We start from the raw sequence: 22,529 nt of genomic DNA on the forward strand, positions 1-22,529 counted from the left end.
GAGGGGAACCCCATGAAATCGAACAATACGGTGCTGGTCGCGCTGTTTGCGGCGCTGATCGTCGTCCTGGGCCTGATGCCGCCCATTCCCATGCCCGGCATTCCCGTGCCCATCACCTTGCAGACGCTTGGCGCGATGCTGGCCGGCGCCATGCTCGGCCCCGTGCGTGGCGCGCTGGCGTGCCTGCTGTATCTGGCGCTGGCGGCGGTCGGCCTGCCCGTTCTGCCCGGCGGCCGCGGCGGACTGGGCGCGTTCTTCGGTCCGACGGGCGGGTTCCTGGTCGGTATGGTGGCCGGCGCATTCGTCACGGGCTGGCTGACGCGCCGCCTGGCCGCGCGCGCATCCGGCACGTGGATGGGGCTGGCGGGCTACGTGGCCGCCTGCGTCGTCGGCGGCATTGCGGTGGTGTACGCGTTTGGCGTGCCGTGGCTGGCGGCGGTGGCGAAGATGGACATGGCCAAGGCCGCCGGTGCGGTCGCTGTGTTCCTGCCGGGCGATCTGGTCAAGGCCGTGGTGGCTGCCTGGGTCGCGTCGCGTGTCGAGCGGGTGTGGCCGATGCTGGGCCGCTGAGCCCCCTTGAAAACCCCAGTCGCCCCAAGGGAATCCCCCAACATGACGCCTGCGACCCTTTCAAGTACAAGTTCGCCATTAACAAATGCGTTTGCCAAATCACGATTTCCGTAGCACATCAGGGAATTACCGTAGTTGCGCTACGTCATCTGATACTGTTTTAACCATATAATATTTTTTTCTGTATAACTTTAAACAGGCTCGCTTCGCCTCGTTCGAGGCACATAAGAGCCAACCACAGGAGACAAAAACATGCGCAAGCACTTCGGCTTGTCCGCGGCCGCCGCCGCTGTAGCCCTGACTCTGCCGCTTCTGGCGAGCGCACAGGTCAAGGTTGGCGTCACGGTTGCCAGCACCGGCCCCGCCGCCTCGCTGGGCATCCCCGAGCGCAACACCGTGGCCCTGCTGCCCAAGGAAGTCGCCGGCCAGAAGATCGAATGGATCGTGCTGGACGATGCCACCGACACCACGCAGGCCGTCAAGAACTCGCGCAAGCTGGCTTCCGACGACAAGGTCGACGTGCTGATCGGCACGTCCATCACCCCGGGCTCGCTCGCGATGGTCGATGTGGCCGCCGAAGCCAAGGTGCCGATGATCAGCGTGGCCGCCAGCGCCAAGATCGTCGAACCCGTGGACGACAAGCGCCGCTGGGTCTTCAAGACCCCGCAGAACGACGCACTGATGGCCGGCGCCCTGGCTGATGCCATGGCCAAGTCCAAGGTCAAGACGCTGGGCTTCATCGGCTTTGCCGACGCCTACGGCGACGGCTGGCTGGACGTGATGCAGAAGGCCGCCAAGGCCAAGGGCATCGAGATCGTCGCCATCGAAAAGTACGGCCGCACCGACACCAGCGTGACGGGCCAGGTGCTCAAGCTGGTCGGCGCCAAGCCCGACGCCATCCTGATCGCCGGCGCCGGCACCCCGTCGGCGCTGCCGCAAAAGGAATTGAAGGCCCGCAACTACGGCGGCACCATCTACCAGACCCACGGCGCCGCCAACAACGACGTGCTGCGCGTCTGCGGCAAGGACTGCGACGGCATGTACCTGCCGGCCGGCCCGCTGCTGGTCGCCGCGCAACTGCCTGACAGCAACCCGGTCAAGAAGTCGGCCCTGGCCTACGTGGAAACCTACGAAAAGGCCAACGGCGCCGGTTCGACCAACACGTTCGGCGGCCATATGTGGGATGCCGGCCAGCTGGTGGTCGCCGCGCTGCCCGTGGCGCTCAAGACGGGCGCCAAGCCCGGCACGCCCGAATTCCGTGCCGCGATGCGCGACGCGCTGGAAGGCGTGAAGGACCTGGCCGTGTCGCAAGGCGTGTTCAACATGTCGCCCACGGACCACGCCGGCTTTGACGAGCGCTCGCGCGTCATGGTCAAGGTGGAAAACGGCAAGTGGGTCTACCAGCCCGGCCTGTAATGCCCCAGGATCGCCCGAGCGCGGGCTGCCCATAGCGGGCGCCCGAGGCGCGGGGGCGGCACACCGCCCGCCGCGCCGCGCCCGGCAGGACTTCGCACCGGCCTTTCCGGCCGGTGTGTCGTATCAGTGTTCCGGGTGGGGCCGGAACACCAAGAAACCACAAGGTAGTTGTTAGATGGATTCATCAATTGCGCTGATCCTGCTGCAAGACGGTGTCGTCAACGGCGCCATCTATGCCCTCCTGGGCATGGCTCTGGTACTGGTTTTCGCCGTCACGCGCGTCATTTTCATTCCCCAGGGCGAGTTCGTGGCGTTTGGCGCCCTGACCCTGGCCATGCTGGTCGACGGCAAGGTGCCGGGCACTGCCTACCTGCTGCCGTTGCTGGGCCTGGTGTGCCTGGCGCTCGAGCTGATGCGCGCCGTGCGCACGCGTAGCGCCGCCGGCCTGCCCAAGACCATTGCGACCTGCGTCGTGCTGCCGCTGGCGCTGTTCTGGCTGACCCGTAGCTATACCGGTCCGGAGAACTCGCTGTGGCTGAACATGCTGCTGACGCTGTTGCTGGTGATTCCGATGGGCCCGATGGTCTACCGCATCGTCTATCAGCCGCTCGCCGAAGCCACCGTGCTGGTGCTGCTGATCGTTTCCGTTGCCGTGCACTTCGCGCTGATGGGCCTGGCGCTCGTGTTCTTTGGCGCCGAAGGCTGGCGCACGCCGGCATTCGTGAGCGGGCAGGTCGACCTGGGCTTCATGACGTGGTCCGCGCAGAGCCTGTTCGTGGTCGCCACGTGCGCGCTGCTCATCCTGGCCTTGTGGATCTTCTTTGGCAAGACGCTGTACGGCCGCGCGCTGCGCGCCACCGCCGTCAACCGCCGCGGCGCGCGCCTGGTCGGCATCAGCACCAACATGTCGGGTTCGCTGACGTTCACGCTGGCCGTGGGCATCGGCGCCATGTCCGGCATGCTGATCGCGCCCATCACCACGGTCTATTACGACACGGGCTTTTTGATCGGCCTGAAGGGCTTCGTCGGCGCCATCATTGGCGGTCTGGCCAGCTATCCCATTGCGGCGGCCGGCTCGCTGCTCGTCGGCGTGCTCGAATCCTTCTCGTCGTTCTGGGCCAGCGCATACAAGGAAGTGATCGTCTTCACCCTGATCATCCCGGTTCTGGTCTGGCGTTCGTTCAGCACCCATCACGCGGACGAAGAGGAATAAGCCATGAACCGCATTCTGCTTGCCGTTTTTCTCGTCGTCCTGGCGGGCCTGCCGATGGTGTCGGCCACGCCCGAATTCTGGGTGACGCAACTGAACTATATCGGTCTGGCCAGCCTGGTCGTGCTGGGCCTGGTGCTGCTGACCGGCGTCGGCGGCCTGACGTCCTTCGGCCAGGCCGCATTCGTGGGGCTGGGCGCCTACACGACTGCCTACCTGACGACGCAATACGACGTGTCGCCCTGGCTGGCGCTGCCCGCGGGCCTCATCCTGACCGCCGTCGTGGCCTACCTGCTGGGCGCGATCACGCTGCGCCTGTCGGGTCACTACCTGCCGCTGGGCACCATCGCCTGGGGCCTGTCGCTGTATTACCTGTTCGGCAACATCGACTGGCTGGGCAAGCATGACGGCATTGCCGGCATCGAGCCCATCAGCATCTTCGGCATGTCGCTGGCCAGCGGCCGCCACATCTACTACCTGATCTGGGTCTGCGTCCTCTTGGCGCTGTGGGCCACGCGTAACCTGCTCAACTCGCGTCCGGGCCGCGCCATCCGCGCGTTGAAGAGCGGGGCGGGCATGGCCGAGTCCATGGGCGTGAACACCGCCGCGTACAAGATCGTGATCTTCGTCTGGGCGGCGCTGCTGGCTTGCCTGTCGGGCTGGCTCTATGCGCACATGCAGCGCGCGGTCAGCCCCAGCCCCTTCGGCCTGAACTACGGCATCGAATACCTGTTCATGGCGGTGGTCGGCGGCGCGGGCTACGTCTGGGGCGCCCTCTTGGGTTCCAGCGTCATCCTGGTGCTGAAGGACCAGTTGCAGAACCTCCTGCCCAAGCTGCTGGACACCAACGCCAACTTCGAGATGATCGTCTTCGGCGTGCTGCTGATCCTGATGCTGCAGTACGCGCGCAACGGCCTGTGGCCGATCCTGTCGGGCTGGTGGGGCAGCATCACCGGCGCCGATGGCTCGCGCCGCAACCTGGCGCCGCCCGCGGCGGCCCCGGCCCTGCCGACGCGCGAGCGCCCGCAGCCCGGCCAGGTCGTGCTGGAAGTCGATGCCATCCGCAAGGAATTCGGCGGGCTGGTGGCCGTGAACGACATCACCTTCAAGGTGCGTTCGGGCGAGATCATGGGTCTCATCGGCCCGAACGGCGCCGGCAAGAGCACCACCTTCAACCTCATCAGCGGCGTGCTGCCGGTGACGCGTGGCCAGGTCACGTTCATGGACCAGCGCATCGACAGCCGTTCGGCGCGCGAAATCGCCAAGATGGGCGTGGGCCGCACGTTCCAGCACGTGCAGCTGCTGCCGGGCATGACCGTGCTGGAAAACGTGGCGCTGGGCGCGCACCTGCGTTCGGACGTGGGCGTGCTGTCGGGCGCATTGCATTCGGACCGTGCACGCGAAGCGCAGCTGCTGCATGAGGCCGCCGAGCAGCTCAAGCGCGTGGGCCTGGGTGAATATCTGTACGAACAGGCCGGCAACCTGGCCCTGGGCCAGCAGCGCATCCTGGAAATCGCCCGGGCGCTGGCCTGCGATCCCTTGCTGCTGCTGCTCGATGAGCCGGCCGCCGGCCTGCGCTACAAGGAAAAGCAGGACCTGGCGCGCGTGCTGGAACAGCTGCGCGCGGAAGGCATGAGCATTCTGCTCGTCGAACATGACATGGATTTTGTGATGCGCCTGACCAACCACCTCGTGGTGATGGATTTCGGCACGAAGCTGGCCGAAGGCGTGCCGGCCGACGTGCAAAAGAACCCGGCGGTGCTGGAAGCCTACCTCGGCGGCATCGACGACGACCTGCCTGAAGCCGACCAGGCCAAGGCCGTGCCCGCGGGAGGCGTGTGATGAGCGCAACCAATTCCCCCGTCCTGGAAGTCAGCAACCTGTCGGCCCGCTACGGCAAAGTGGGCGCGCTGGCTGGCGCCTCGCTCAGCGTGCCGGCCGGCAGCATCGTCACGGTGATCGGCGCCAACGGCGCCGGCAAGTCCACGATGCTCAACGCCATCATGGGCTCGCTGCCGCAGACCGGCCACGCCGCCGGCGCCGTGCATTACGCCGGCGCGGACGTGTCGGGCTGGATGGTCGAGCGCCGCGTGGCGGCCGGCATGTCGCTGGTGCCCGAGCGCCGCGAACTCTTCGGCACCATGTCCGTGGAAGACAACCTGCTGCTCGGGGGCTTTCGCCGGTACCGCGCCCGCGAAAGCGGCTGGCGCGACACGTTGAACGAAGTATTCGACCTGTTTCCGCGGTTGCGCGAGCGCCGCGCCCAGCAGGCCGGCACCTTGTCGGGCGGCGAACGCCAGATGCTGGCCGTGGGCCGCGCGCTCATGGCCAAGCCCACGCTCCTGATGCTGGACGAACCCAGCCTGGGCCTTGCGCCGCGTATCGTGCGCGAGATCTTCCACATCATTGCGCGCCTGCGCGAGACCGGCGTGGCGATCCTGCTGGTCGAGCAGAACGCCCGCGCGGCGCTCCAGGTGGCCGACTACGGCTACGTGCTGGAAACCGGCGAGGTCATTCTGCATGGCCCGGCGCGCGAGCTGGCTGGTGACCCCAAGGTTATCGAAAGCTACCTGGGGCTGGGCAAGGGCGCCGAAGCGGCCTGACGCCACGCGCCAGACCAGAACGCCGGCTGCCGCGAGGGGCCGGCGTTTTCTTTTACGGCGGGGCTTGCCGACGAACGGCACGGCGGTGCCGCTTTTTCAGAGGGCGGCGTCACGGCACGGGCGTCCATCGCACTATCAATTCCTCTCCCATCGCGGGATCCGATGTCGAGTCGGCGCCGGTTTCGATGCGCCCCGCAAAGCGGCGCAGAAAGGACGGATCCTGCATGTCGCGCACGCTGATGTCGTACCAGCCGCCGCTGCGTGACATTTCCCAGGCAAGCTCGCGGGATTCGCCGGCAGCCAGCTCGGCTTCGGTGTCGCCGGGGTATCCATAGGCATTGGCGTCGATGCGGTAGACGCGCGGCCGGGTGTCCGGATTATGCAATGACACGCGCAGCCGCGCGCCCGCGCCGTCGCAAGCCGCCACGACCGCCAGCGACGGCTGCCCGATATGCCCCGCGCAGTGCCGGTGAAAGCCGTTGGGGCCCAGCACCCACAGGTCATAGCGCCCGTCTGGCGCGGCGTGCCACGTGCCGTCGAGAGTCTTGCCGGCCTCCACGGTGTACCGGCGCGGCCCGCGCTCCAGGTCCAGCCGGTCGTAGACGTGAAACACCGCGCCCGCCGTGCCCACGTTTTCAAACCGCAAGGTGACGCCATCGTCCTGGACGCGGGCGTGAGCCTGCAGCGCATAGGGAAGCGTGCGCGACGCACGTGTGCCGGCGTGTTGGCGGGCGGGCTCGGGGTCGAGCGGGGCGGGCGGCTTGACCGTGCCGTCCAGCGCGGCCGCGCGGGCCGCGCGTTCGGCCGTGGCGGGCAGGCCCCGCAGCTGGTTGCCGTCGTCGGGCGCCGCGAAATCGAACACGCTGGTCAGATCGCCGCAGACCGCCAGCCGCCATGGCGAGATGTTCGGCTCGGCCACGCCGAAGCGCCGCTCGATGAAGCGCAGCACCGACGTGTGATCGAACACCTGCGAGTTGACCCAGCCGCCCTTGGTCCACGGCGACAGCACATACATGGGCACGCGCGGCCCCAGCCCGTAGGCGCCATGCAGATGCGCCCGCGTGTCGTCCTTTTCAACGCGGGATAGATGTTCGTGATATTCGCCCGCGGTGTCGGCCGTGGAGGCGCCGGCCAGCTCGCCGGAGGGAAGACGCGATGGCGGCGCCGGGGGCGGCATGTGGTCGAAAAAGCCGTCGTTCTCGTCGAACATCAGCAGCAGCACCGTCTTGCTCCACACGGCGGGATTCGCGGTCAGCGCGTCGAGCACGCGCGCCGTGTAGTCGGCGCCCTGCGCGGGGCTGGACGGGCTGGGATGTTCGGAGCCCGCCTTGGTCGCGCAAATCCAGGACACCTGGGGCAGCGTGCCGTCCAGCACATCCTGGCGCAGCAGGTCCAGGTCGCGCGTGGCCAGCGCCTTGTGCTTGAGCGCCGCCAGCGCACCCGGCAGTTCCTGGTACGCATCGCGATAGGCCTTAAAGCCCGCCGTGGGATTGAGCGAATAGTTGTCCGCCATGTTCTGGTAAATGCGCCAGCTCACGCCCGCCCGCTCCAGCCGTTCGGGATAGGTCGTCCAGGTGTAGGCGCCGGCCGGGTCGCCGCCGGTGAGCTTGTTGTAGACATTGCCCATCGCCGGGCCATTGCCGCGCGCCAGGCCGTCATTGGTGCCGGTCCACAGGAACAGGCGGTTGGTGTTGGTGCCGCCGGTGAACGAGCAATGGTAGGCGTCGCAGACGGTGAAGGCGCGGGCCATGGCGTACTGGAAGGGCAGGTCGCCTTCCGTGTAGTAGGCCATCGAATGGTTCTTCTTGGCGGCGGGCCAGTTGCCCATGCGGCCGGCGTCCCAGGCGTCCTGCGCGTTGGACCAGGTGTGCGGCGTGCTCGCCACGCGCATGGCCTCGTAGGCTTCGCGCGTATCCAGCCGGTACGGCAGGACGGTGCGCGGCGCGCCTTCATCCGTCTTGTCGTTGTACTGGGCCCAGACGGTGCGATGCCGGGCATCGGGGCTGTCCGGCACCGGGATGGGAAAACGGTCGCCAAAGCCGCGCACGCCCGCCAGACCGCCGAAATAGTGGTCGAACGAGCGGTTTTCCTGCATGAAGATCACGATGTGCTCGACATCGCGGATCGTGCCGGTGCGGCGGTTGGCCGGAATGGCCAGCGCGCGGCGGATCGCGGGGGGAAACAGCGACAGGGCGGCGGCGGCGCCGGTCAGGGTGGCGCCGTGGCGCAGGAACTCGCGTCTGCTTTGCATGATCGGGCCTCACGGTCGGAAGCCCACAGCGTACGCCGCCTTGCTGTTATTTGCCTGACGGCCCGCGCGGGGTGCGCGCGGGCCGTCAAGCTGCGTTGTCAGCGGCGCGTGCTTTCCGCGTACTCCATGTACAGCTGGTGCGCACGCCGCGCAATCGGGCCGTATTCCAACGCACGGTCCTCGACGCGGTTTACGTGCACCACCTTGCCGTAGTTGCCCGACGAAAACACTTCGTCGGCAGCTTCGACGTCGGCGCGCGTCAGGCTGCGTTCCCGGACCTCGATGCCATCGGCCTTCAGCAGCGCCAGCACGCGGCGGCGCGTGATGCCGTTCAGGAACGTGCCGTTGTCCACCGGGGTGGATACGACGCCGTCCTTGGCCAGCCACAGGTTGCTGGTGGCGAACTCGGCCAGATTGCCCGCGCCGTCCAGCATGATGGCGTTGTCGAAGCCCTTTTCGGCGGCTTCGCGGATGGCGCGTTGGCCGTTGGGGTACAGGCACGATGCCTTGGCGTCGGTGGGCGCCATGTTGGGCCACGAGCGCGCGAAGCTGGAGAAGCAGGCGGAAAAGCCCTGGTCGCCCGGCATCGGCACCTTGAACACATGCAGCACGAACTGGGTCTTGTCGGCGTCGGGCAACAGGAAGCCGTCGGCGCAGAAGAACATGGGCTTGATGTAGAGCTCCGAGCCTTCGGGGAAGCGCGCCACGGCCTGCAGGCACAGGTCCTGGATTTCTTCCCAGGCCATCTGCGGCTTCATCAGCATCTTTTCGGCCGAGCGCACGACTCGCTGGCAGTGCAGGTCCAGGTCGGGCGTCAGGCCGCGGAAGGCGCGCGCGCCGTCAAAGACCATGCTGGCCATCCAGAAGGCGTGGTCGGCCGGGCCGAGCAGTTTGGGGTTTTCAGTGGTCCAGTGACCGTTGTGCCAGAACAAGGCATCCATGATTGTCATCCTTAGCTTGAATCGGGTTGGCGATCGGGCGCGAAGCGGGTCCAGAACGCCGAATCGCCAGGATACATGAGCCGGACTGCTATTCCTTGGCCAGTGCCGCCTGCACGCGATCGGCAACGTCCGCGGGCATCCATTGCCGCCAGACGGGCGCGTACTGCTTGAGGAAATAGCGCGCGGCGTCCTCCGGATCCTTGCCCTCGTTTTCCAGCCATCCCAGCGTCGCGTCGATGGCTTCGTCGGGCACCGTCAGCTTGGACAGGAACTCGGTCACGCGCGGCGCCTGCTTGGCAAAATCGGCGTTCACGCCGGTGACGACCGGATTGGGCTTGAACTGCGTGGGCACGGGGTCCGCGCACTTGGGATCGGTCATGCAGGTATAGGCCGCCTGGTCGAACGCGGGCAGTTCCAGCTTGACCAGGTCCAGCGCGCCAACCAGCGACGTGGGCGTCCAGTAGTAGAAGACGATGTCGCGTTTGCGCTTGTAGGCCGACACGATGGCGGCCTTCTGCGCGGCGCCGGAGCCGGGCGCGAACAGCGAATAGTCCTTGTCCAGTTTCAGCGCGCGCAGCAGGTTGTCGTTCAGCGTGCCGCAGGCCCAGCCGGCCGGGCATCCGTAGATGCGTCCGCGGCCCGGGTCTTCGGGGTCGGCGAACACCTCCTTGAAGCGCGCCAGGTCGGCGGCGGACTTGAGCTCCGGGTGCCGCTCGACGGTGTAGCGCGGCACATACCAGCCTTCGCCCGCGTCATAGACGTGGCCCACGCCCAGCACCTTGCCGCTGGCAAGCGCCTTCTTCCAGGCGCCTTCGATCTGGCCGGGCCAGACCTCGGGCGTGACATCGACGTCGCCGCGTTGCAGCGCGGCCAGCATGGGCAGGGTTTCGCCGATTTCAACAGACGTCTTGCAGCCGTAGCCGTGTTCCAGCACGAAGCGCTCGATGCCGGCCAGGACAAGATTGGATTCCCAGTTCAGTCCGCTGAAACGGATGGGCCGGTCGACTTCGCAAACGGGGACGGCGGGCGCGGCCTGGGCCGCGGCGGCGGCCAGCGCGAGCGCGCCGAGGCCGGGAACGAGATGCGTGATGCGCATGGTCGGCACCTGTGTAGTAGGGTGCCTGCCATTGTACGGGGCGCTGCCGCGCGCCCCAATGCAACGGGGCCGCTATGCGCGGCCCCGGGGTCAATCAACCGATCAGTCGGATCACGCGCGGGCGGCGCGCCGGCGGTTGAAGAGCGCGCCCAGCTCGCCCACGATGCCGCGCCGGAACGCCAGCACGCAGACCACGAAGATCAGGCCGCTCACGATGGTGACGGACTCGCCCAGGCGCAGGAACCATTCGACGCCGGTCAGGTTGGCCATCATCTGGCCGAAGTCGCCCACCTTGTTCTCCAGCAGCACCACGATGAACGCGCCCAGCACCGGACCGGTCAGCGTGCCCAGGCCGCCGATCAGCGTCATCAGGATCACCAGCCCGGACATCTGCCAGGTGGCGTCCGACAGCGTGGCCGACACGAACACCAGCGTCTTGGTGGCGCCCGCGAGGCCCGCCAGGGCGGCCGACAGCACGAAGGCCACCAGCTTGAAGCGGTCGACGTCGTAACCCAGCGAGATGGCGCGCGGTTCGTTTTCGCGCAGCGCCTGCAGCACCTGCCCGAAGGGCGAGTTCACCGTGCGCCAGATGATGAAGTAGCCGATGATGAAGATGGCCATCACCAGGTAGTACAGGTTGATGTCCTTGGACAGGTCGACCAGCCCGAACAGCGTGCCGCGCGGCACGCTTTGCAGGCCGTCCTCGCCACCCGTGAACTTGGCCTGCAGGAAGAAGAAGAACACCATCTGCGACAGCGCCAGCGTGATCATGGCGAAGTAGATGCCGCTGCGGCGGATGGCCAGCGCGCCCATGGCCAGGCCCAGCAGCGCCGCCACGGCCACGCCGAACAGCAGGCCCAGCTCGGTGGGCAGGCCCCAGACCTTCATGCTGTGCCCGGCCGCATAGGCCGCGCTGCCCAAAAAGGCGGCGTGGCCGAAGGACAAGAGCCCCGTGAAGCCCAGCAGCAGGTTGAAGGCGCACGCGAAGAGGGCGTAGCACATGACCTTCATGGCGAAGATCGGATACACGCCTGCGAAGGGAAGCAAGGCCACCACGATGGCCAAGACCGCATAGCCCAGGAATTGACGATTCATTTTTCTTTTCCGAACAGCCCGGCCGGGCGGATCAACAGAACAATGGCCATGATGATGAAGACGACCGTGCTGGACGCTTCGGGCCAGAACACCTTGGTCAGGCCTTCGATCACGCCCAGGCCCAACCCGGTGACGATGGCGCCAAGAATGGAGCCCATGCCGCCGATCACGACCACCGCGAACACGACGATGATGAGGTTCGATCCCATCAGCGGCGAGATCTGCAGCACCGGCGCGGCCAGCACCCCGGCAAAGCCCGCCAGCGCCACGCCGAACCCATAAGTCAGCGTGATCATGCGGGGCACATTCACGCCGAAGGATTCCACAAGGCGCGGATTCTCGGTGCCGGCGCGCAGCAGGGCGCCCAGGCGGGTGCGTTCAATGACGTACCACGTGGCAAAGCAGACGATGATCGATGCCGCCACGACCCAGCCACGGTAGTTCGGCAGGATCATGAAACCCAGGTTGGTCGCGCCGCGCAGGGCCTCGGGCGTGGGATAGGGCTGGCCCGACACGCCGTAGAAGCTGCGGAACAGCCCTTCGATCAGCAGCGTCAGCCCGAAGGTGAGCAGCAGCCCGTACAGGTGGTCGAGCTTGTAAAGGTGCTTGAGCAGCAGCTTTTCGATGATGATGCCGAACAGGCCCACGATCAGCGGCGCCAGGATCAGCATGATCCAGTAATTCAGGCCAAAGTACGACAGCCCCATCCATGCGACGAAGGCGCCCAGCATGTAGAGAGCGCCGTGGGCGAAGTTGATGACGTTGAGCAGCCCGAAGATGACGGCGAGTCCGAGCGACAGCATTGCATAGAAGGAACCGTTGACCAGGCCCAGTAACAGCTGGCCGAACAAGGCCTGTATGGGGATGCCGAAAATGTCAGTCATCGTGTGAAAGTCCTGCGCGGTACGGAAGGAAGCGAGCTAGTCAGGAAGGATGCGGCCGGGCTGTCGGCCCGGACCGCATCCGGGATCACATGCGGCGGTTTATTTCTTGACCAGCTTGCAGGTGGACTCGGACAACTTGGTGTAGACCTCGTCGCCAGGCAGCGTCGCCACCACCTTGTAGTAGTCCCACGGGCCCTTGGATTCGGCCGGGGTCTTCACTTGCATCAGGTACATGTCGTGGACCATGCGGCCGTCCTCGCGCACGACGCCGCCCTGGGCGAAGAAGTCGTTCACCTTGTTCGACTTCATCCACTTCATCACGTCGTCGCCGTTATCCGAGCCGGTGGCCTTGACGGCGTTCAGGTAGAACATCGCCGACGAGTAATCGCCCGCCTGCAGCATGGACGGCTTGCGGCCGACCTTGGACTCGAACTTCTTGGACCAGGCGCGCGAGGCGTCGGATTGATCCCAGTACCAGCCGTCGGTCAGGTACATGCCCTTGGTGGCGTCCAGGCCGAGCGAGTGCACGTCGTTGATGAACACCAGCAGGCCGGCCAGCTTCATCGTCTTGGTGACGCCGAATTCGTTGGCGGCCTTGACCGTGTTGATGGTGTCGCCGCCGGCGTTGGCCATGCCCAGGATCTGCGCCTTGGAGGCCTGCGCCTGCAGCAGGAACGACGAGAAGTCCGAAGCGCCCAGCGGTGCGCGCACCTGGCCCTTCACTTCGCCGCCCGCGGCCTTGACGACCGCCATCGTGTCACGTTCCAGCGCGTGGCCGAACGCGTAGTCCGCAGTCAGGAAGAACCAGCTCTTGCCGCCGTCCTTCACCACTGCCGAGCCGGTGCCGCGCGCCAGCGCCACGGTGTCGTAGGCGTAGTGCACGGTGTAAGGCGAACATTGGGCGTTGGTCAGGTCGGACGAACCGGCACCCACCGCGATGAAGGGCTTCTTCTTTTCAGCGGCCACGGCCGCCATGGCCAGGCTGGTGGCCGAGTTGGTGCCGGCGATGATGACGTCGACCTTCTGCTGGTCGAACCATTCGCGGGCGCGGGCCGAAGCGACGTCGGCCTTGTTCTGGTGGTCGGCGGAGACGATTTCGATCTTCTTGCCGTTGACCGTGCCGCCGAAGTCCTCGACCGCCATGCGCACGGCTTCCAGGCCCGCCTTGCCGTCGATGTCGGAGTAAACGCCCGACATGTCGGTGATGAATCCGATGCGGATGACATCGTCGGAGATACCTTGAGCGTGGGCGGTTGCCCCCGCGAATCCCAGGCCCGCCATGGCCAGTGCAGCAGTGATGGTGTGCAGCTTCATGGGATGACTCCTCTTCCCTACGGTGTGGTGTTTGCCGGGGTTCCGGCGGATGACACAGGTTGCTTTAGACGCCCAACAGTTCGTTGAGCGTGTCCTGTTTTTCTGAAAGTTCGGCAGCTTCGAAGTGCTCGACGATCTGGCCGTGCTCCATGACGTAGAAGCGGTCGGCCAGCGGCGCGGCGAAGCGGAAATTCTGTTCCACCATGACGATGGTGTAGCCCCGCTGCTTGAGCGCCGTGATCATGCGGGCCAGCGCCTGCACGATGACGGGCGCGAGGCCTTCGGAGATTTCGTCGAGCAGCAGCAGGTTTGCGCCGGTGCGCAGGATGCGCGCCACGGCCAGCATCTGCTGTTCGCCGCCCGACAGGCGCGTGCCCGGGGAATTGCGGCGTTCCTGCAGATTGGGGAACATGTCGTAGATCTCGGCCAGCGACATGCCGCCGCCAAGCGAGCCCACGACCGGCGGAAGCAGCAGGTTCTCTTCGCAAGACAGGCTGGCGAAGATGCCGCGTTCCTCGGGGCAATAGCCCACGCCCAGGTGGGCAATCTTGTAAGTGGGCAGGTCGATGGCCTCGGTGCCATGGATGCGGACCGAGCCCTTGCGCGAACCGGTCAGGCCCAGGATGGCGCGCAGCGTCGTGGTGCGGCCGGCGCCATTGCGGCCCAGCAGCGTGACGACCTCGCCTTGTCCAACGCGCATGTCCACGCCGTGCAGGATATGCGATTCCCCGTACCAGGCGTGCAAGCCCGAGATTTCGAGTGCGGGGGTGCTCATGCGTGCGCTCCTTGAAGTTCGCCGTCGGTCGTGCCCATGTAAGCCTGCATCACGGCCGGATGGCGGGAGACTTCGGCGTAGGAACCTTCGGCCAGCACCGATCCGCGCGCCAGCACGGTGATGGTGTTGGCGATGGAGGACACGACGTTCATGTTGTGTTCCACCATGAGGATGGTGCGCCCGGCGCTCACGCGCTTGATCAATTGCGTGACGCGGTCCACGTCTTCGTGGCCCATGCCCTGGGTGGGTTCGTCCAGCAGCATCAGCTCGGGCTCCATCGCCAGCGTGGTGGCGATCTCGAGCGCGCGCTTGCGGCCGTACGGCAGGTTGACTGTGGTCTCGTCGGCAAAGCCGCCCAGGTCCACCTGTTCAAGCAGCGCGCGCGCCGGCTCGTTCAAGGAGGCGAGCCGCTTGTCGCTTTGCCAGAAGTGATAGGACAGGCCGGTCTTGCGCTGCAGGCCGATCCGCACGTTCTCGAGCACGGTCAGGTGCGGGAACACCGCCGAGATCTGGAACGACCGGATGATGCCGCGCCGCGCGATCTGCGCGGGCCGCTCGCCGGTGATGTCGATGCCATTGAACCTGATGCTGCCCGACGTGGGAGCGAGGAATTTGGTCAGCAGGTTGAAGCATGTGGTCTTGCCCGCGCCGTTAGGCCCGATCAAGGCATGAATCTCGCCCCGCTTGATACGCAAATCGACCCCGTTGACCGCGACAAAGCCGCGGAACTCCTTGGTGAGGCCTTTTGTCTCCAGGATTGTGTCATCCATGTTCGCTGCACCAGCGTTGTATTTATATGGTCTCCGCCCGGCGTCATTGCGTCAGGCCCCCGCAGGGTTTGAAAACTGTTTGCGTGCTCAGTTTTCTTATGAGTTGCCGGCGAGTATGCGGACGTCGCAATCAAAATTCCATGAGGGTTTGTCATAGGTTTTGCACTGCGGAAAGGCCAATTGTCGGCATGCCGACAATGCAGTGTGCTTATGGGGAGAATGGGCTCCCAATATGCAAATGCATTGCAGCAATTACGCGTTGATCGTCATCAAGATGTCACGCGGCAAAAGGCGAGGGAAAACCCGGTTTTCCGCTCGCATAATCGCAGGTGAATACCCGCGCGCAGGTTTCAGGCAGGCGTTTTCTGCTTGAATTCGCAGAGGTCGGAAATGCCGCACTGCGGGCACTTCGGCTTGCGCGCCACGCAAACGTAGCGGCCGTGCAGGATAAGCCAGTGATGCGCGTCCAGCAGATATTCGCTGGGCACGAACTTCATGAGTTTTTGCTCGACTTCCAGCACGTTTTTTCCGGGCGCGATGCCGGTGCGATTTGAAACGCGGAATATATGCGTGTCCACCGCCATGGCTGCCTGTCCGAACGCGGTGTTGAGCACCACGTTGGCCGTCTTGCGGCCGACGCCGGGCAGGGCTTCCAGGGCCTCGCGCGTTTGCGGCACCCGGCCGCCGTGCTGCTCGATCAGGATCTTGCAGGTGGCGATCGCGTTCTTGGCCTTGGTGCGAAACAGGCCGATGGTCTTGATGTAGTCGGCAAGCCCTTCCTCGCCCAGCGCCAAGAGGGCTTCGGGCGTGCCGTACTGCGGGAAGAACTTGCGCGTGGCGATGTTGACCGACTTGTCGGTCGCCTGTGCCGAAAGCAGCACGGCGATCAGCAACTGGAACGGCGTGGCATATTCCAGTTCGGTGGTGGGGGTAGGGTTGGCCGCCTTCAGGCGGGCGAAGATCTCTCGACGTCTGGCGGCGTTCATGACTGCGTGGGATTGCGGCGGGCCCGGGCGCGGGCCAGCGCGGATTCGATGGCGGAGCGCTTGCGGTCTTCCTTTTGCGCATCCTCGGCGGCGGGCGCCACGGGCGCGGGCGCTTCGGGCACGTCCGGTGCCATCAGGCGCGCGTTGTCGACAGCCAGGCGCTCGGCGCGCGCCTGATGACGGCGATGACGCTCGCGGCTGACGGCGGCGTCCTCGCTGGTCCATGCGCGCCCGGCCGGCACCATCTCGATGCAGTCGACGGGACAGGGCGCCACGCACAGGTCGCAGCCGGTGCACCAATCGTCCAGCACGGTGTGCATGTGCTTGTTGGCGCCGACGATGGCGTCGACCGGACAGGCCTGGATGCACAGCGTACAGCCGATGCAATGCGATTCGTCGATGCGCGCGACGAGCAGCGGGCCGGGTTCCCCGCGTGACAGATCGAGCGGCAGCAGGGGCGTGCCGAGCAGCGCGGACAAGGCGGCGACGCCGTCCTCGCCGCCGGGCGGACAGCGGTTGATCGGCGCGGCGCCCTGGGCGATGGCCTCGGCATAGGGCCGGCAGCCGTCGTAACCGCATTTGGTGCATTGCGTCTGAGGCAGCAAGGCGTCAACGCGGTCGGCTAATGAGCGACAGGACATGTAAAGCCAGTAATGAAAAGGGGCCGCTCGGGCCCCGGGGATACGGATCAGGCTGCAGGCGGCGCCGGGCTTACGCCCGTGCCCCGCCGGATGGACGGCGCGGCGCCGTCCTCAAGCCGATTGCCGGATGAACTCGGCAATTTTAGGACAGATCATTTCGCGCCACCGGCGGCCCGAGAAAATGCCGTAGTGGCCGCAGTTCGGCGCGGTGTAGTGCGCCTTGCGGTCGGCCGGAATGCTCTTGCAAAGCGTGATGGCCGCGCGCGTCTGGCCCTGGCCGGAAATGTCGTCCAGTTCGCCTTCGATGGTGAACAGGGCCACGTCCTTGATGTCGGCCGGGCGCACCAGCTTGCCGTCCACTTCCCAGGTGCCGCCGGGCAGCGCGAACTCCTGGAACACCATGCGGATCGTGTCCAGGTAGAACTCGGCCGGCATGTCCAGCACCGCGTTGTATTCGTCGTAGAACCGGCGGTGCGCTTCGGCATCGCTGTCGTCGCCTCGCAGCAGGTCCAGGTAGAAGTCGTAATGCGACTTCATGTGGCGGTCCGGATTCATGGCCATGAATCCCGCATGTTGCAGGAAGCCCGGATAGACCCGGCGGCCGGCCCCCGGATAGCGGGGCGGAACGGGGTGGATCACCTGGTTCTCGAACCAGGCATAGGGCTTGGTCGTGGCCAGGCGGTTGACCTGCGTGGGCGACTGGCGCGGGTCGATGGGACCGCCCATCATCACCATGCTGCGCGGCTGGCAGGGATCGTTGGCGGACGCCATCAGGGACACGGCGGCCAGCACCGGCACCGTGGGCTGGCACACGGAAATGACGTGCACGTCCGGGCCCAGGTGGCGGATGAAGTCCTGCACGTAGCGCACGTAGTCGTTCAGATGGAACGGCCCGGCCGACAGCGGCACCATGCGCGCGTCGACCCAGTCGGTCACATAGAGGTCGTGGTTGGGCAGCAGGGCGCGCACGGTGTCGCGCAGCAGGGTGGCGTGGTGCCCGGAAAGCGGGGCCACCAGCAGCACCTTGGGATCGTTCTTGCCAGCCAGGCGCACGTCGCGCTGGAAGTGCACCAGGCGGCAGAACGGCTTGTCCATGGCCACGGCTTCGATCACGCGCACGGACTTGCCGCCGATCTGGGTGGTGGGAAGATTCCAGGCGGGCTTCTGGTATTCCTTGCCGATACGGGTCATCAGCTCATACCCGGCGGCCATCTGGCGCGAAATCGGGGTATAGGCGAGCGGGCTGTAGGGGCTGGAGAACAGCTGAGAACCGGCGTCCGTGAATGCAGCGAACGGAGTCAGGAAGGCGCGCTGCATTTCGTGCAATTGGTACAGCATTTCGGGGAAGTCCTTCTGGGTCGAGCGTGTGCCCCGATTATTGCTCCGAGGCGTAACGATATTTCCAATCAGACTGAAGAATGTCAGGCAAAGTGCCTGATTTTGTTGCTAAAAAGCGACCCGTCATGTGTTTCGCACCAGTTTAGGGCCGCGTTCATGCCTTGCGGTGACGCCAAAAGGTGGATTTATGCACTACGCCATGCAGTGCGGGATCACCAGTAGTTTTCTACTGCCAGGTTGCCCGGAATGCCGCGGCGTCCCGGCTTGAATCCCCGATCACCCAGCAATTTTCGTGCCTCGGCCAGCATGGCGGGGTTGCCGCAGAGCATGACCTTGGCGGTTTCGGGATCCAGCGGCTGGCCGGCCAGCTGCTCAAGGCGGCCATCGGCGATCAGCGTGGTGATGCGCGCTTGCGGCATGCCGGGCATGGCTTCGCGCGTGGCGATGGGCAGGTAGACGAGCTTGCCGGGGTCGGCGGCAAACATCTCGGCCAGGGCCGGATCGCGGCGCCAGGACTCAATTTCGTCGCGATAGGCCAGTTCGGCCGCGGTGCGCACGCCGTGCACCAGGACGATGCGGCGGTAAGCGCGCCAGACGGCCGGGTCGCGCAGGATGGACAGGTAGGCCGACAGACCGGTGCCCGAGGCCAGCAGCCACAGGTCGCCGCCGGGCGCAAAGCGCTCCAGCGTCAGAAAGCCGTAGGGGGCCTTTTCGACGTAAAGCGCATCGCCGGGCTGCAGACGCGCCATGCGCGGACTGAACAGCCCGTCAGGGACAACGATGGAATAGAACTCCAGCCAGGGCTCATGCGGGGCCGAGACCATGGAATAGGCGCGCCAGATCGTGGGCGCGCCGTCAGGGTCTTCAGCGCCGGGCAGACCCACCCGGGCGAACTGGCCTGGCACGAACGTGAAGGCCTCGTCCCGCGTCACGCGCACGGAGAACAGTTTGTCCGGCACCCAGGTGTGGACGCTGGCGATGGTCTGGCGCGTGTATTTGGAGTCGTCGGTCATCGGGACATCGCACGGAAAGCGCCGGTCCGGCGTGCGGCCGGCGCCCGTGGATTACTTTTCCAGGTATTGCAGCTTGTCCTGCTTGCCGTTCCATTCGTCGGCGTCGGGCAGGGGCTTCTTGGCGCGGCTGATGCTGGCGAATTCCGGGGAGAGTTCGGCGTTCAGCGCGATGAAATTGAGTTGGTCCTGCGGCACGTCTTCTTCGGCGTAGATCGCGTTGGCCGGGCATTCGGGGATGCAGACCGCGCAATCGATGCATTCGTCGGGGTCGATCACGAGGAAGTTCGGACCCTCACGAAAACAGTCCACCGGGCACACGTCGACGCAATCGGTGTACTTGCACTTGATACAGTTTTCGGTGACTACGTGGGTCATTCAGGTACTCCGGGGATCGGCGGCAGATGTGTCTTAATGGGCGGATTTTACCCAATGCCGCGCCGATGTGCCGGCAATACCCGTATTGACAGCGTGGCCCATCGTGTCGAGGGCCCGCTGCTTCATGCTATGGTGTCGCGAAACGAAACGCGCAATCATGATTATTACTTCGCTGCTCGACACCGACCTGTATAAATTCAGCATGATGCAAGTGGTGCTGCATCACTTCCCGGCTGCCCAGGTCGAGTACCGGTACAAATGCCGGACGCAAGGCGTGGATTTGCGCCCCTATCTGGATGAAATCCGCGACGAAGTGCATCAGCTATGTCAGTTGCGCTTCACGGAAGACGAGCTTAAATATCTCGGCAGCTTGCGCTTTATCAAAAGCGACTTCGTTGATTTCCTCGGTTTGTTCCACATGCCGGAGCGCTGCATTCACATCAGCGAAGGCGAAGGCCCCGGCGAAATCAGCATCGAGGTCAAGGGGCCGTGGCTTCACACGATCCTGTTCGAGATCCCCGTGCTGGCCATCGTCAACGAGGTCTATTTCCGAAACACCCGCAAGCATCCGGACTGGGAAGAGGGCCGCAAGCGCCTGCAGTCCAAGATGCACCTGGTGCTGGACGATCCCGCGCTGGCGGATTTCCGCGTGGCCGAATACGGCACGCGGCGCCGCTTCTCCAAGGCCTGGCACGAAGAAATCGTCTCCACCATGAAAGCCGAGATGGGTCCGCACTTTGCGGGCACCAGCAACGTGCTGCTTGCCAAGGAACACGACGTGCTGCCGCTGGGCACCATGGGCCACGAATATCTGCAGGCCTGCCAGGCGCTCGGTCCGCGGCTGCGCGATTCGCAGGTGTTCGCGCTGGAGGTCTGGGCCAAGGAGTACCGCGGCGACCTCGGCATCGCGCTGTCGGACGTCTACGGCATGGATGCGTTCCTGCGCGACTTCGACATGTATTTCTGCAAGCTTTTTGACGGCGCGCGCCACGATTCCGGCGATCCCTTCATCTGGGGCGAGCGTCTGCTCGAGCACTACCGCAAGAACCGCGTCGATCCGCGCGCCAAGACGCTGGTGTTCTCGGATGCGCTGACCTTCCCGCGCGCCATCGAGCTGGCGCGCCAGTTCTCGGGCCGCTGCAAGGTGTCGTTCGGCATCGGCACCAATCTCACCAACGACCTGGGCCACGAGCCGCTGCAGATCGTCATGAAGATGGTCCGCTGCAATGGCCAGCCGGTGGCCAAGGTGTCGGATGCGCCCGAAAAGACGATGTGCGACGATCCCGCCTACCTGGCCTATCTGCGCCAGGTTTTCCAGTTGCCGCCTGCCTGACGACGCCCCGGCGTCGCGCGCGGGCAGCGTTACACAGTTCCAACCAAACCACTCGACTCTAGGGGAATTCTCATGAGCAGCATCAAGCGCTTTCACGTGACCAAGCGCCTGTCGGACATGGCCGTGTACAACGGCGTTGCCTACCTGGCGGGCCAGGTGCCGGACGATGCCACGCTGGACATCACGGGCCAGACCGAGCAAGTGCTCGCCACGATCGACCGTCTGCTGGCCGAAGCCGGCACCGACAAGACCAAGATCCTGATGGCCCAGATCTACGTGGCCAACATGAAGGAATTCGACGGCATGAACAAGGCCTGGGACGCATGGGTTGCCGACGGCAACTCGCCCCCCCGCGCCACCGTCGAGGCCCGCCTCGCCAACCCCGACTACAAGGTCGAGATCGTGGTGACGGCCGCCCTGTGAGGCACGCAGTCTGAATGCCGGCCTCGTCCGGCACCCAGAAAAGCCCTCTGGCCAACGCCGAGGGCTTTTTCTTTGCTTGGATGTCAGCTACCCCCGCCGCGTTACGCGCCCATCAGCATGATGCCCGCCAGCAGACCGCCCAGTTCCTCGCAACGCGCCAGATCCGCCGGCGGCACGGTCTTGGGCGCCAGGATCTGCGCGGCGGTCTGGGCGCCCAGGTTCACGATGACGGCGGGCGCGACCGGGGTCAGCCGCCAGCCGGTGCAGATGCGTTCGACCTGCCGGGCGGCGCCCGCGCCGTCGCTGCCCGCGCTGATCATTGCCGCGTAGGGCAGTCCCTGCAGGAGGTCCAGCACCGCGTAGTAGTTGCGATCAAAGAACTCCTTCATCTCGCCGCTCAGGCTGGCGAGGTTTTCGGGGGCGCAGAAAAGGAACCCGTGGCTGGCCAGCAGAGCGTCGTCGCCGGCATCCTGCGCGCGCATCAACGTAACGCGCAGATCGTCCGGCTGCTCCAGCGCGGCCGCCGCTTCAGTGGCCCCGCGCGCGGCGGCGCGCGCCATCTGCTGTGCCGCACCCGTGCGCGAATGCCAGACGATCAGCAATTCCTTCATGCGTACCGCTCCGCCGGGTCCTGCCGGTAATACGCCCGCAGCATCGCATACCACTCGGGCAAGGCCTGCTGCATGGGATGGGGATCCACGAAGAAGTGCTCCGAACTGACGGCAAAGAACTCGCCTTCGTCCGTGGCCGCGTAGGGATCCATCGGCAGCTGCCCGTACCAGGCGTCCGCTTCCTCGCTCTCGGGGTCCACGTCGCGCGGGATCGCCGCCTCCACGGCGTCGACCGCCGCAATGAAGCGGTCCAGGCTGTCGTCCAGCACCTGGCGCCACGAGCGCGGCTGGATCTCGGGGTGCGCCGACAACGACGGCATGCCGTCCGCGAAACCCGAGCGCAGATCCAGCTTGTGGGCAAATTCGTGGATGACCACGTTAAAGCCGCCTTCGGACAACTGCGTGTCCTCCCAGGACAGGACCAGCGGCCCGCCTTCCCAGGCTTCGCCCGCGGCGTCCTCGATGTACTCGTGGACCACGCCGTCCTCGTCCTGACGCGAGCGCGGAATGCGGAAGCTGGCGGGATACACGATGATCTCGTCCCAGCCTTCGTACAGCTCGGGCGTGAGGTTCAGGATGGGCAGGCAGGCCTGCGCGGCGATGGATAGCCGCATGAAGTCCGAGACCTCCAGTCCCTGCGCGCCGTTGATGGTCTTGCTGGCGAGCAGCCACGCGGCGCGCGACTGCAGCTGGGCGGCTTCGTCCTGCGTCAGCACGGCCAGAAACGGATAGGTGTCCAGCACCCGCCGCCACAGTTCGGGCGGGATGCGGGCCTGCATTTCGGCGACCTCGGACGGGCGGGCGCCGCGCCCCTTCAGCCAGCGCAACATAAGCTTTGGTTCCTTCCATATGCCGGGATGCGGCAGGGTGTTCAGGGTGATTGA

At 65.6% G+C, this 22,529-nt stretch carries 22 protein-coding genes; 7 read left to right on the forward strand and 15 right to left on the reverse strand.

What is annotated here, in order from left to right:
• The first annotated feature begins 12 nt into the window (after nt 1-12).
• From ASD87_RS12555 to ASD87_RS12575, 5 genes are all read left to right on the forward strand, one after another.
• A complete protein-coding gene (locus ASD87_RS12555; protein ID WP_056321795.1) occupies nt 13-570 on the forward strand; it encodes a biotin transporter BioY in 558 nt (185 codons plus the stop codon).
• A 252-nt stretch (nt 571-822) separates the two neighbouring features.
• Nucleotides 823-1,986 carry an ABC transporter substrate-binding protein gene (locus ASD87_RS12560; protein WP_056321798.1) on the forward strand — a complete coding sequence of 388 codons (1,164 nt, stop codon included), beginning with the start codon at nt 823-825 and terminating at the stop codon, nt 1,984-1,986.
• Nucleotides 1,987-2,161: 175 nt separating this feature from the next.
• Nucleotides 2,162-3,199, forward strand: coding sequence for a branched-chain amino acid ABC transporter permease (locus ASD87_RS12565; RefSeq protein ID WP_056321800.1), 1,038 nt, complete (start codon nt 2,162-2,164; stop codon nt 3,197-3,199).
• A 3-nt stretch (nt 3,200-3,202) separates the two neighbouring features.
• Complete coding sequence (locus tag ASD87_RS12570; RefSeq protein WP_056321803.1) at nt 3,203-5,038, forward strand: ATP-binding cassette domain-containing protein; 1,836 nt, start codon at nt 3,203-3,205, stop codon at nt 5,036-5,038.
• Nucleotides 5,038-5,799: an ABC transporter ATP-binding protein gene (locus tag ASD87_RS12575; protein ID WP_056321805.1), complete on the forward strand. Its 762-nt coding sequence runs from the start codon at nt 5,038-5,040 to the stop codon at nt 5,797-5,799. Before ASD87_RS12570 ends, ASD87_RS12575 begins: the two co-directional genes overlap by 1 nt.
• 109 nt (nt 5,800-5,908) lie before the next feature.
• Here the strand turns inward: ASD87_RS12575 and ASD87_RS12580 are convergent, their stop codons facing one another.
• From ASD87_RS12580 to fdxA, 13 genes are all read right to left on the reverse strand, one after another.
• Entirely contained in the window at nt 5,909-8,050 is a 2,142-nt protein-coding gene (locus tag ASD87_RS12580) for a phosphocholine-specific phospholipase C (RefSeq protein WP_056321808.1), read from the reverse strand.
• A 98-nt stretch (nt 8,051-8,148) separates the two neighbouring features.
• Nucleotides 8,149-8,991: a branched-chain amino acid aminotransferase gene (locus ASD87_RS12585; protein ID WP_056321812.1), complete on the reverse strand. Its 843-nt coding sequence runs from the start codon at nt 8,989-8,991 to the stop codon at nt 8,149-8,151.
• Nucleotides 8,992-9,079: 88 nt separating this feature from the next.
• Nucleotides 9,080-10,087 (reverse strand): ABC transporter substrate-binding protein, encoded by a 1,008-nt coding sequence (locus ASD87_RS12590; RefSeq protein ID WP_056321815.1) that lies wholly within the window; start codon nt 10,085-10,087, stop codon nt 9,080-9,082.
• Nucleotides 10,088-10,198: 111 nt separating this feature from the next.
• Nucleotides 10,199-11,182, reverse strand: coding sequence for a branched-chain amino acid ABC transporter permease (locus ASD87_RS12595; RefSeq protein ID WP_056321818.1), 984 nt, complete (start codon nt 11,180-11,182; stop codon nt 10,199-10,201).
• Nucleotides 11,179-12,066, reverse strand: coding sequence for a branched-chain amino acid ABC transporter permease (locus ASD87_RS12600; RefSeq protein WP_056321820.1), 888 nt, complete (start codon nt 12,064-12,066; stop codon nt 11,179-11,181). Before ASD87_RS12600 ends, ASD87_RS12595 begins: the two co-directional genes overlap by 4 nt.
• Nucleotides 12,067-12,165: 99 nt before the next feature.
• On the reverse strand, nt 12,166-13,380 hold the full coding sequence (locus ASD87_RS12605; RefSeq protein WP_056321822.1) for an ABC transporter substrate-binding protein: 1,215 nt from the start codon (nt 13,378-13,380) through the stop codon (nt 12,166-12,168).
• Nucleotides 13,381-13,444: 64 nt separating this feature from the next.
• Complete coding sequence (locus ASD87_RS12610; protein ID WP_008162066.1) at nt 13,445-14,155, reverse strand: ABC transporter ATP-binding protein; 711 nt, start codon at nt 14,153-14,155, stop codon at nt 13,445-13,447.
• On the reverse strand, nt 14,152-14,925 hold the full coding sequence (locus ASD87_RS12615; protein WP_056321825.1) for an ABC transporter ATP-binding protein: 774 nt from the start codon (nt 14,923-14,925) through the stop codon (nt 14,152-14,154). The genes ASD87_RS12610 and ASD87_RS12615 overlap by 4 nt, the downstream gene beginning before the upstream one ends.
• 350 nt (nt 14,926-15,275) lie before the next feature.
• Nucleotides 15,276-15,911, reverse strand: coding sequence for an endonuclease III (nth, locus tag ASD87_RS12620; protein ID WP_056321827.1), 636 nt, complete (start codon nt 15,909-15,911; stop codon nt 15,276-15,278).
• Nucleotides 15,908-16,552, reverse strand: a complete 645-nt coding sequence (gene rsxB / locus ASD87_RS12625) for an electron transport complex subunit RsxB (protein WP_056321831.1) — start codon at nt 16,550-16,552, stop codon at nt 15,908-15,910. Before rsxB ends, nth begins: the two co-directional genes overlap by 4 nt.
• Nucleotides 16,553-16,663: 111 nt before the next feature.
• Nucleotides 16,664-17,890: a polyhydroxyalkanoate depolymerase gene (locus ASD87_RS12630; RefSeq protein WP_056321834.1), complete on the reverse strand. Its 1,227-nt coding sequence runs from the start codon at nt 17,888-17,890 to the stop codon at nt 16,664-16,666.
• Between the two features lie 212 nt (nt 17,891-18,102).
• Entirely contained in the window at nt 18,103-18,903 is an 801-nt protein-coding gene (locus ASD87_RS12635) for a ferredoxin--NADP reductase (RefSeq protein WP_056321835.1), read from the reverse strand.
• Nucleotides 18,904-18,954: 51 nt separating this feature from the next.
• A complete protein-coding gene (fdxA, locus tag ASD87_RS12640) occupies nt 18,955-19,278 on the reverse strand; it encodes a ferredoxin FdxA (RefSeq protein WP_006389264.1) in 324 nt (107 codons plus the stop codon).
• Between the two features lie 157 nt (nt 19,279-19,435).
• Between fdxA and pncB the strand changes: the two genes are divergently transcribed.
• Together pncB and ASD87_RS12650 are read left to right on the forward strand one after the other, a co-directional pair.
• Nucleotides 19,436-20,611 (forward strand): nicotinate phosphoribosyltransferase, encoded by a 1,176-nt coding sequence (pncB, locus tag ASD87_RS12645; protein ID WP_056321839.1) that lies wholly within the window; start codon nt 19,436-19,438, stop codon nt 20,609-20,611.
• A gap of 72 nt (nt 20,612-20,683) precedes the next feature.
• Complete coding sequence (locus ASD87_RS12650) at nt 20,684-21,034, forward strand: RidA family protein (RefSeq protein WP_056321843.1); 351 nt, start codon at nt 20,684-20,686, stop codon at nt 21,032-21,034.
• Nucleotides 21,035-21,135: 101 nt separating this feature from the next.
• Here the strand turns inward: ASD87_RS12650 and ASD87_RS12655 are convergent, their stop codons facing one another.
• Together ASD87_RS12655 and ASD87_RS12660 are read right to left on the reverse strand one after the other, a co-directional pair.
• The gene (locus tag ASD87_RS12655) at nt 21,136-21,645 is read right to left on the reverse strand and encodes a flavodoxin family protein (protein WP_056321846.1); all 510 of its coding nucleotides are present in this window, start codon (nt 21,643-21,645) and stop codon (nt 21,136-21,138) included.
• A complete protein-coding gene (locus tag ASD87_RS12660; RefSeq protein WP_056321848.1) occupies nt 21,642-22,475 on the reverse strand; it encodes a zinc-dependent peptidase in 834 nt (277 codons plus the stop codon). Before ASD87_RS12660 ends, ASD87_RS12655 begins: the two co-directional genes overlap by 4 nt.
• Nucleotides 22,476-22,529 lie beyond the last annotated feature (54 nt).

The sequence above is a fragment of the Achromobacter sp. Root170 genome (genome assembly GCF_001428165.1).
GTDB lineage: Bacteria > Pseudomonadota > Gammaproteobacteria > Burkholderiales > Burkholderiaceae_B > Achromobacter > Achromobacter mucicolens.

Bases quoted from the DNA above. Each gene is read 5' to 3' on its own strand.
- ASD87_RS12585 (WP_056321812.1), bottom strand. From the start codon at position 8,991: ATGGATGCCTTGTTCTGGCACAACGGTCACTGGACCACTGAAAACCCC.
- ASD87_RS12605 (WP_056321822.1), bottom strand. From the start codon at position 13,380: ATGAAGCTGCACACCATCACTGCTGCACTGGCCATGGCGGGCCTGGGA.
- ASD87_RS12590 (WP_056321815.1), bottom strand. From the start codon at position 10,087: ATGCGCATCACGCATCTCGTTCCCGGCCTCGGCGCGCTCGCGCTGGCC.
- ASD87_RS12650 (WP_056321843.1), top strand. From the start codon at position 20,684: ATGAGCAGCATCAAGCGCTTTCACGTGACCAAGCGCCTGTCGGACATG.
- ASD87_RS12655 (WP_056321846.1), bottom strand. From the start codon at position 21,645: ATGAAGGAATTGCTGATCGTCTGGCATTCGCGCACGGGTGCGGCACAG.
- fdxA (WP_006389264.1), bottom strand. From the start codon at position 19,278: ATGACCCACGTAGTCACCGAAAACTGTATCAAGTGCAAGTACACCGAT.
- nth (WP_056321827.1), bottom strand. From the start codon at position 15,911: ATGAACGCCGCCAGACGTCGAGAGATCTTCGCCCGCCTGAAGGCGGCC.
- ASD87_RS12600 (WP_056321820.1), bottom strand. From the start codon at position 12,066: ATGACTGACATTTTCGGCATCCCCATACAGGCCTTGTTCGGCCAGCTG.
- ASD87_RS12555 (WP_056321795.1), top strand. From the start codon at position 13: ATGAAATCGAACAATACGGTGCTGGTCGCGCTGTTTGCGGCGCTGATC.
- ASD87_RS12635 (WP_056321835.1), bottom strand. From the start codon at position 18,903: ATGACCGACGACTCCAAATACACGCGCCAGACCATCGCCAGCGTCCAC.
- ASD87_RS12660 (WP_056321848.1), bottom strand. From the start codon at position 22,475: ATGTTGCGCTGGCTGAAGGGGCGCGGCGCCCGCCCGTCCGAGGTCGCC.
- ASD87_RS12565 (WP_056321800.1), top strand. From the start codon at position 2,162: ATGGATTCATCAATTGCGCTGATCCTGCTGCAAGACGGTGTCGTCAAC.
- ASD87_RS12595 (WP_056321818.1), bottom strand. From the start codon at position 11,182: ATGAATCGTCAATTCCTGGGCTATGCGGTCTTGGCCATCGTGGTGGCC.
- ASD87_RS12580 (WP_056321808.1), bottom strand. From the start codon at position 8,050: ATGCAAAGCAGACGCGAGTTCCTGCGCCACGGCGCCACCCTGACCGGC.
- rsxB (WP_056321831.1), bottom strand. From the start codon at position 16,552: ATGTCCTGTCGCTCATTAGCCGACCGCGTTGACGCCTTGCTGCCTCAG.
- ASD87_RS12610 (WP_008162066.1), bottom strand. From the start codon at position 14,155: ATGAGCACCCCCGCACTCGAAATCTCGGGCTTGCACGCCTGGTACGGG.
- pncB (WP_056321839.1), top strand. From the start codon at position 19,436: ATGATTATTACTTCGCTGCTCGACACCGACCTGTATAAATTCAGCATG.
- ASD87_RS12575 (WP_056321805.1), top strand. From the start codon at position 5,038: ATGAGCGCAACCAATTCCCCCGTCCTGGAAGTCAGCAACCTGTCGGCC.
- ASD87_RS12570 (WP_056321803.1), top strand. From the start codon at position 3,203: ATGAACCGCATTCTGCTTGCCGTTTTTCTCGTCGTCCTGGCGGGCCTG.
- ASD87_RS12560 (WP_056321798.1), top strand. From the start codon at position 823: ATGCGCAAGCACTTCGGCTTGTCCGCGGCCGCCGCCGCTGTAGCCCTG.
- ASD87_RS12615 (WP_056321825.1), bottom strand. From the start codon at position 14,925: ATGGATGACACAATCCTGGAGACAAAAGGCCTCACCAAGGAGTTCCGC.
- ASD87_RS12630 (WP_056321834.1), bottom strand. From the start codon at position 17,890: ATGCTGTACCAATTGCACGAAATGCAGCGCGCCTTCCTGACTCCGTTC.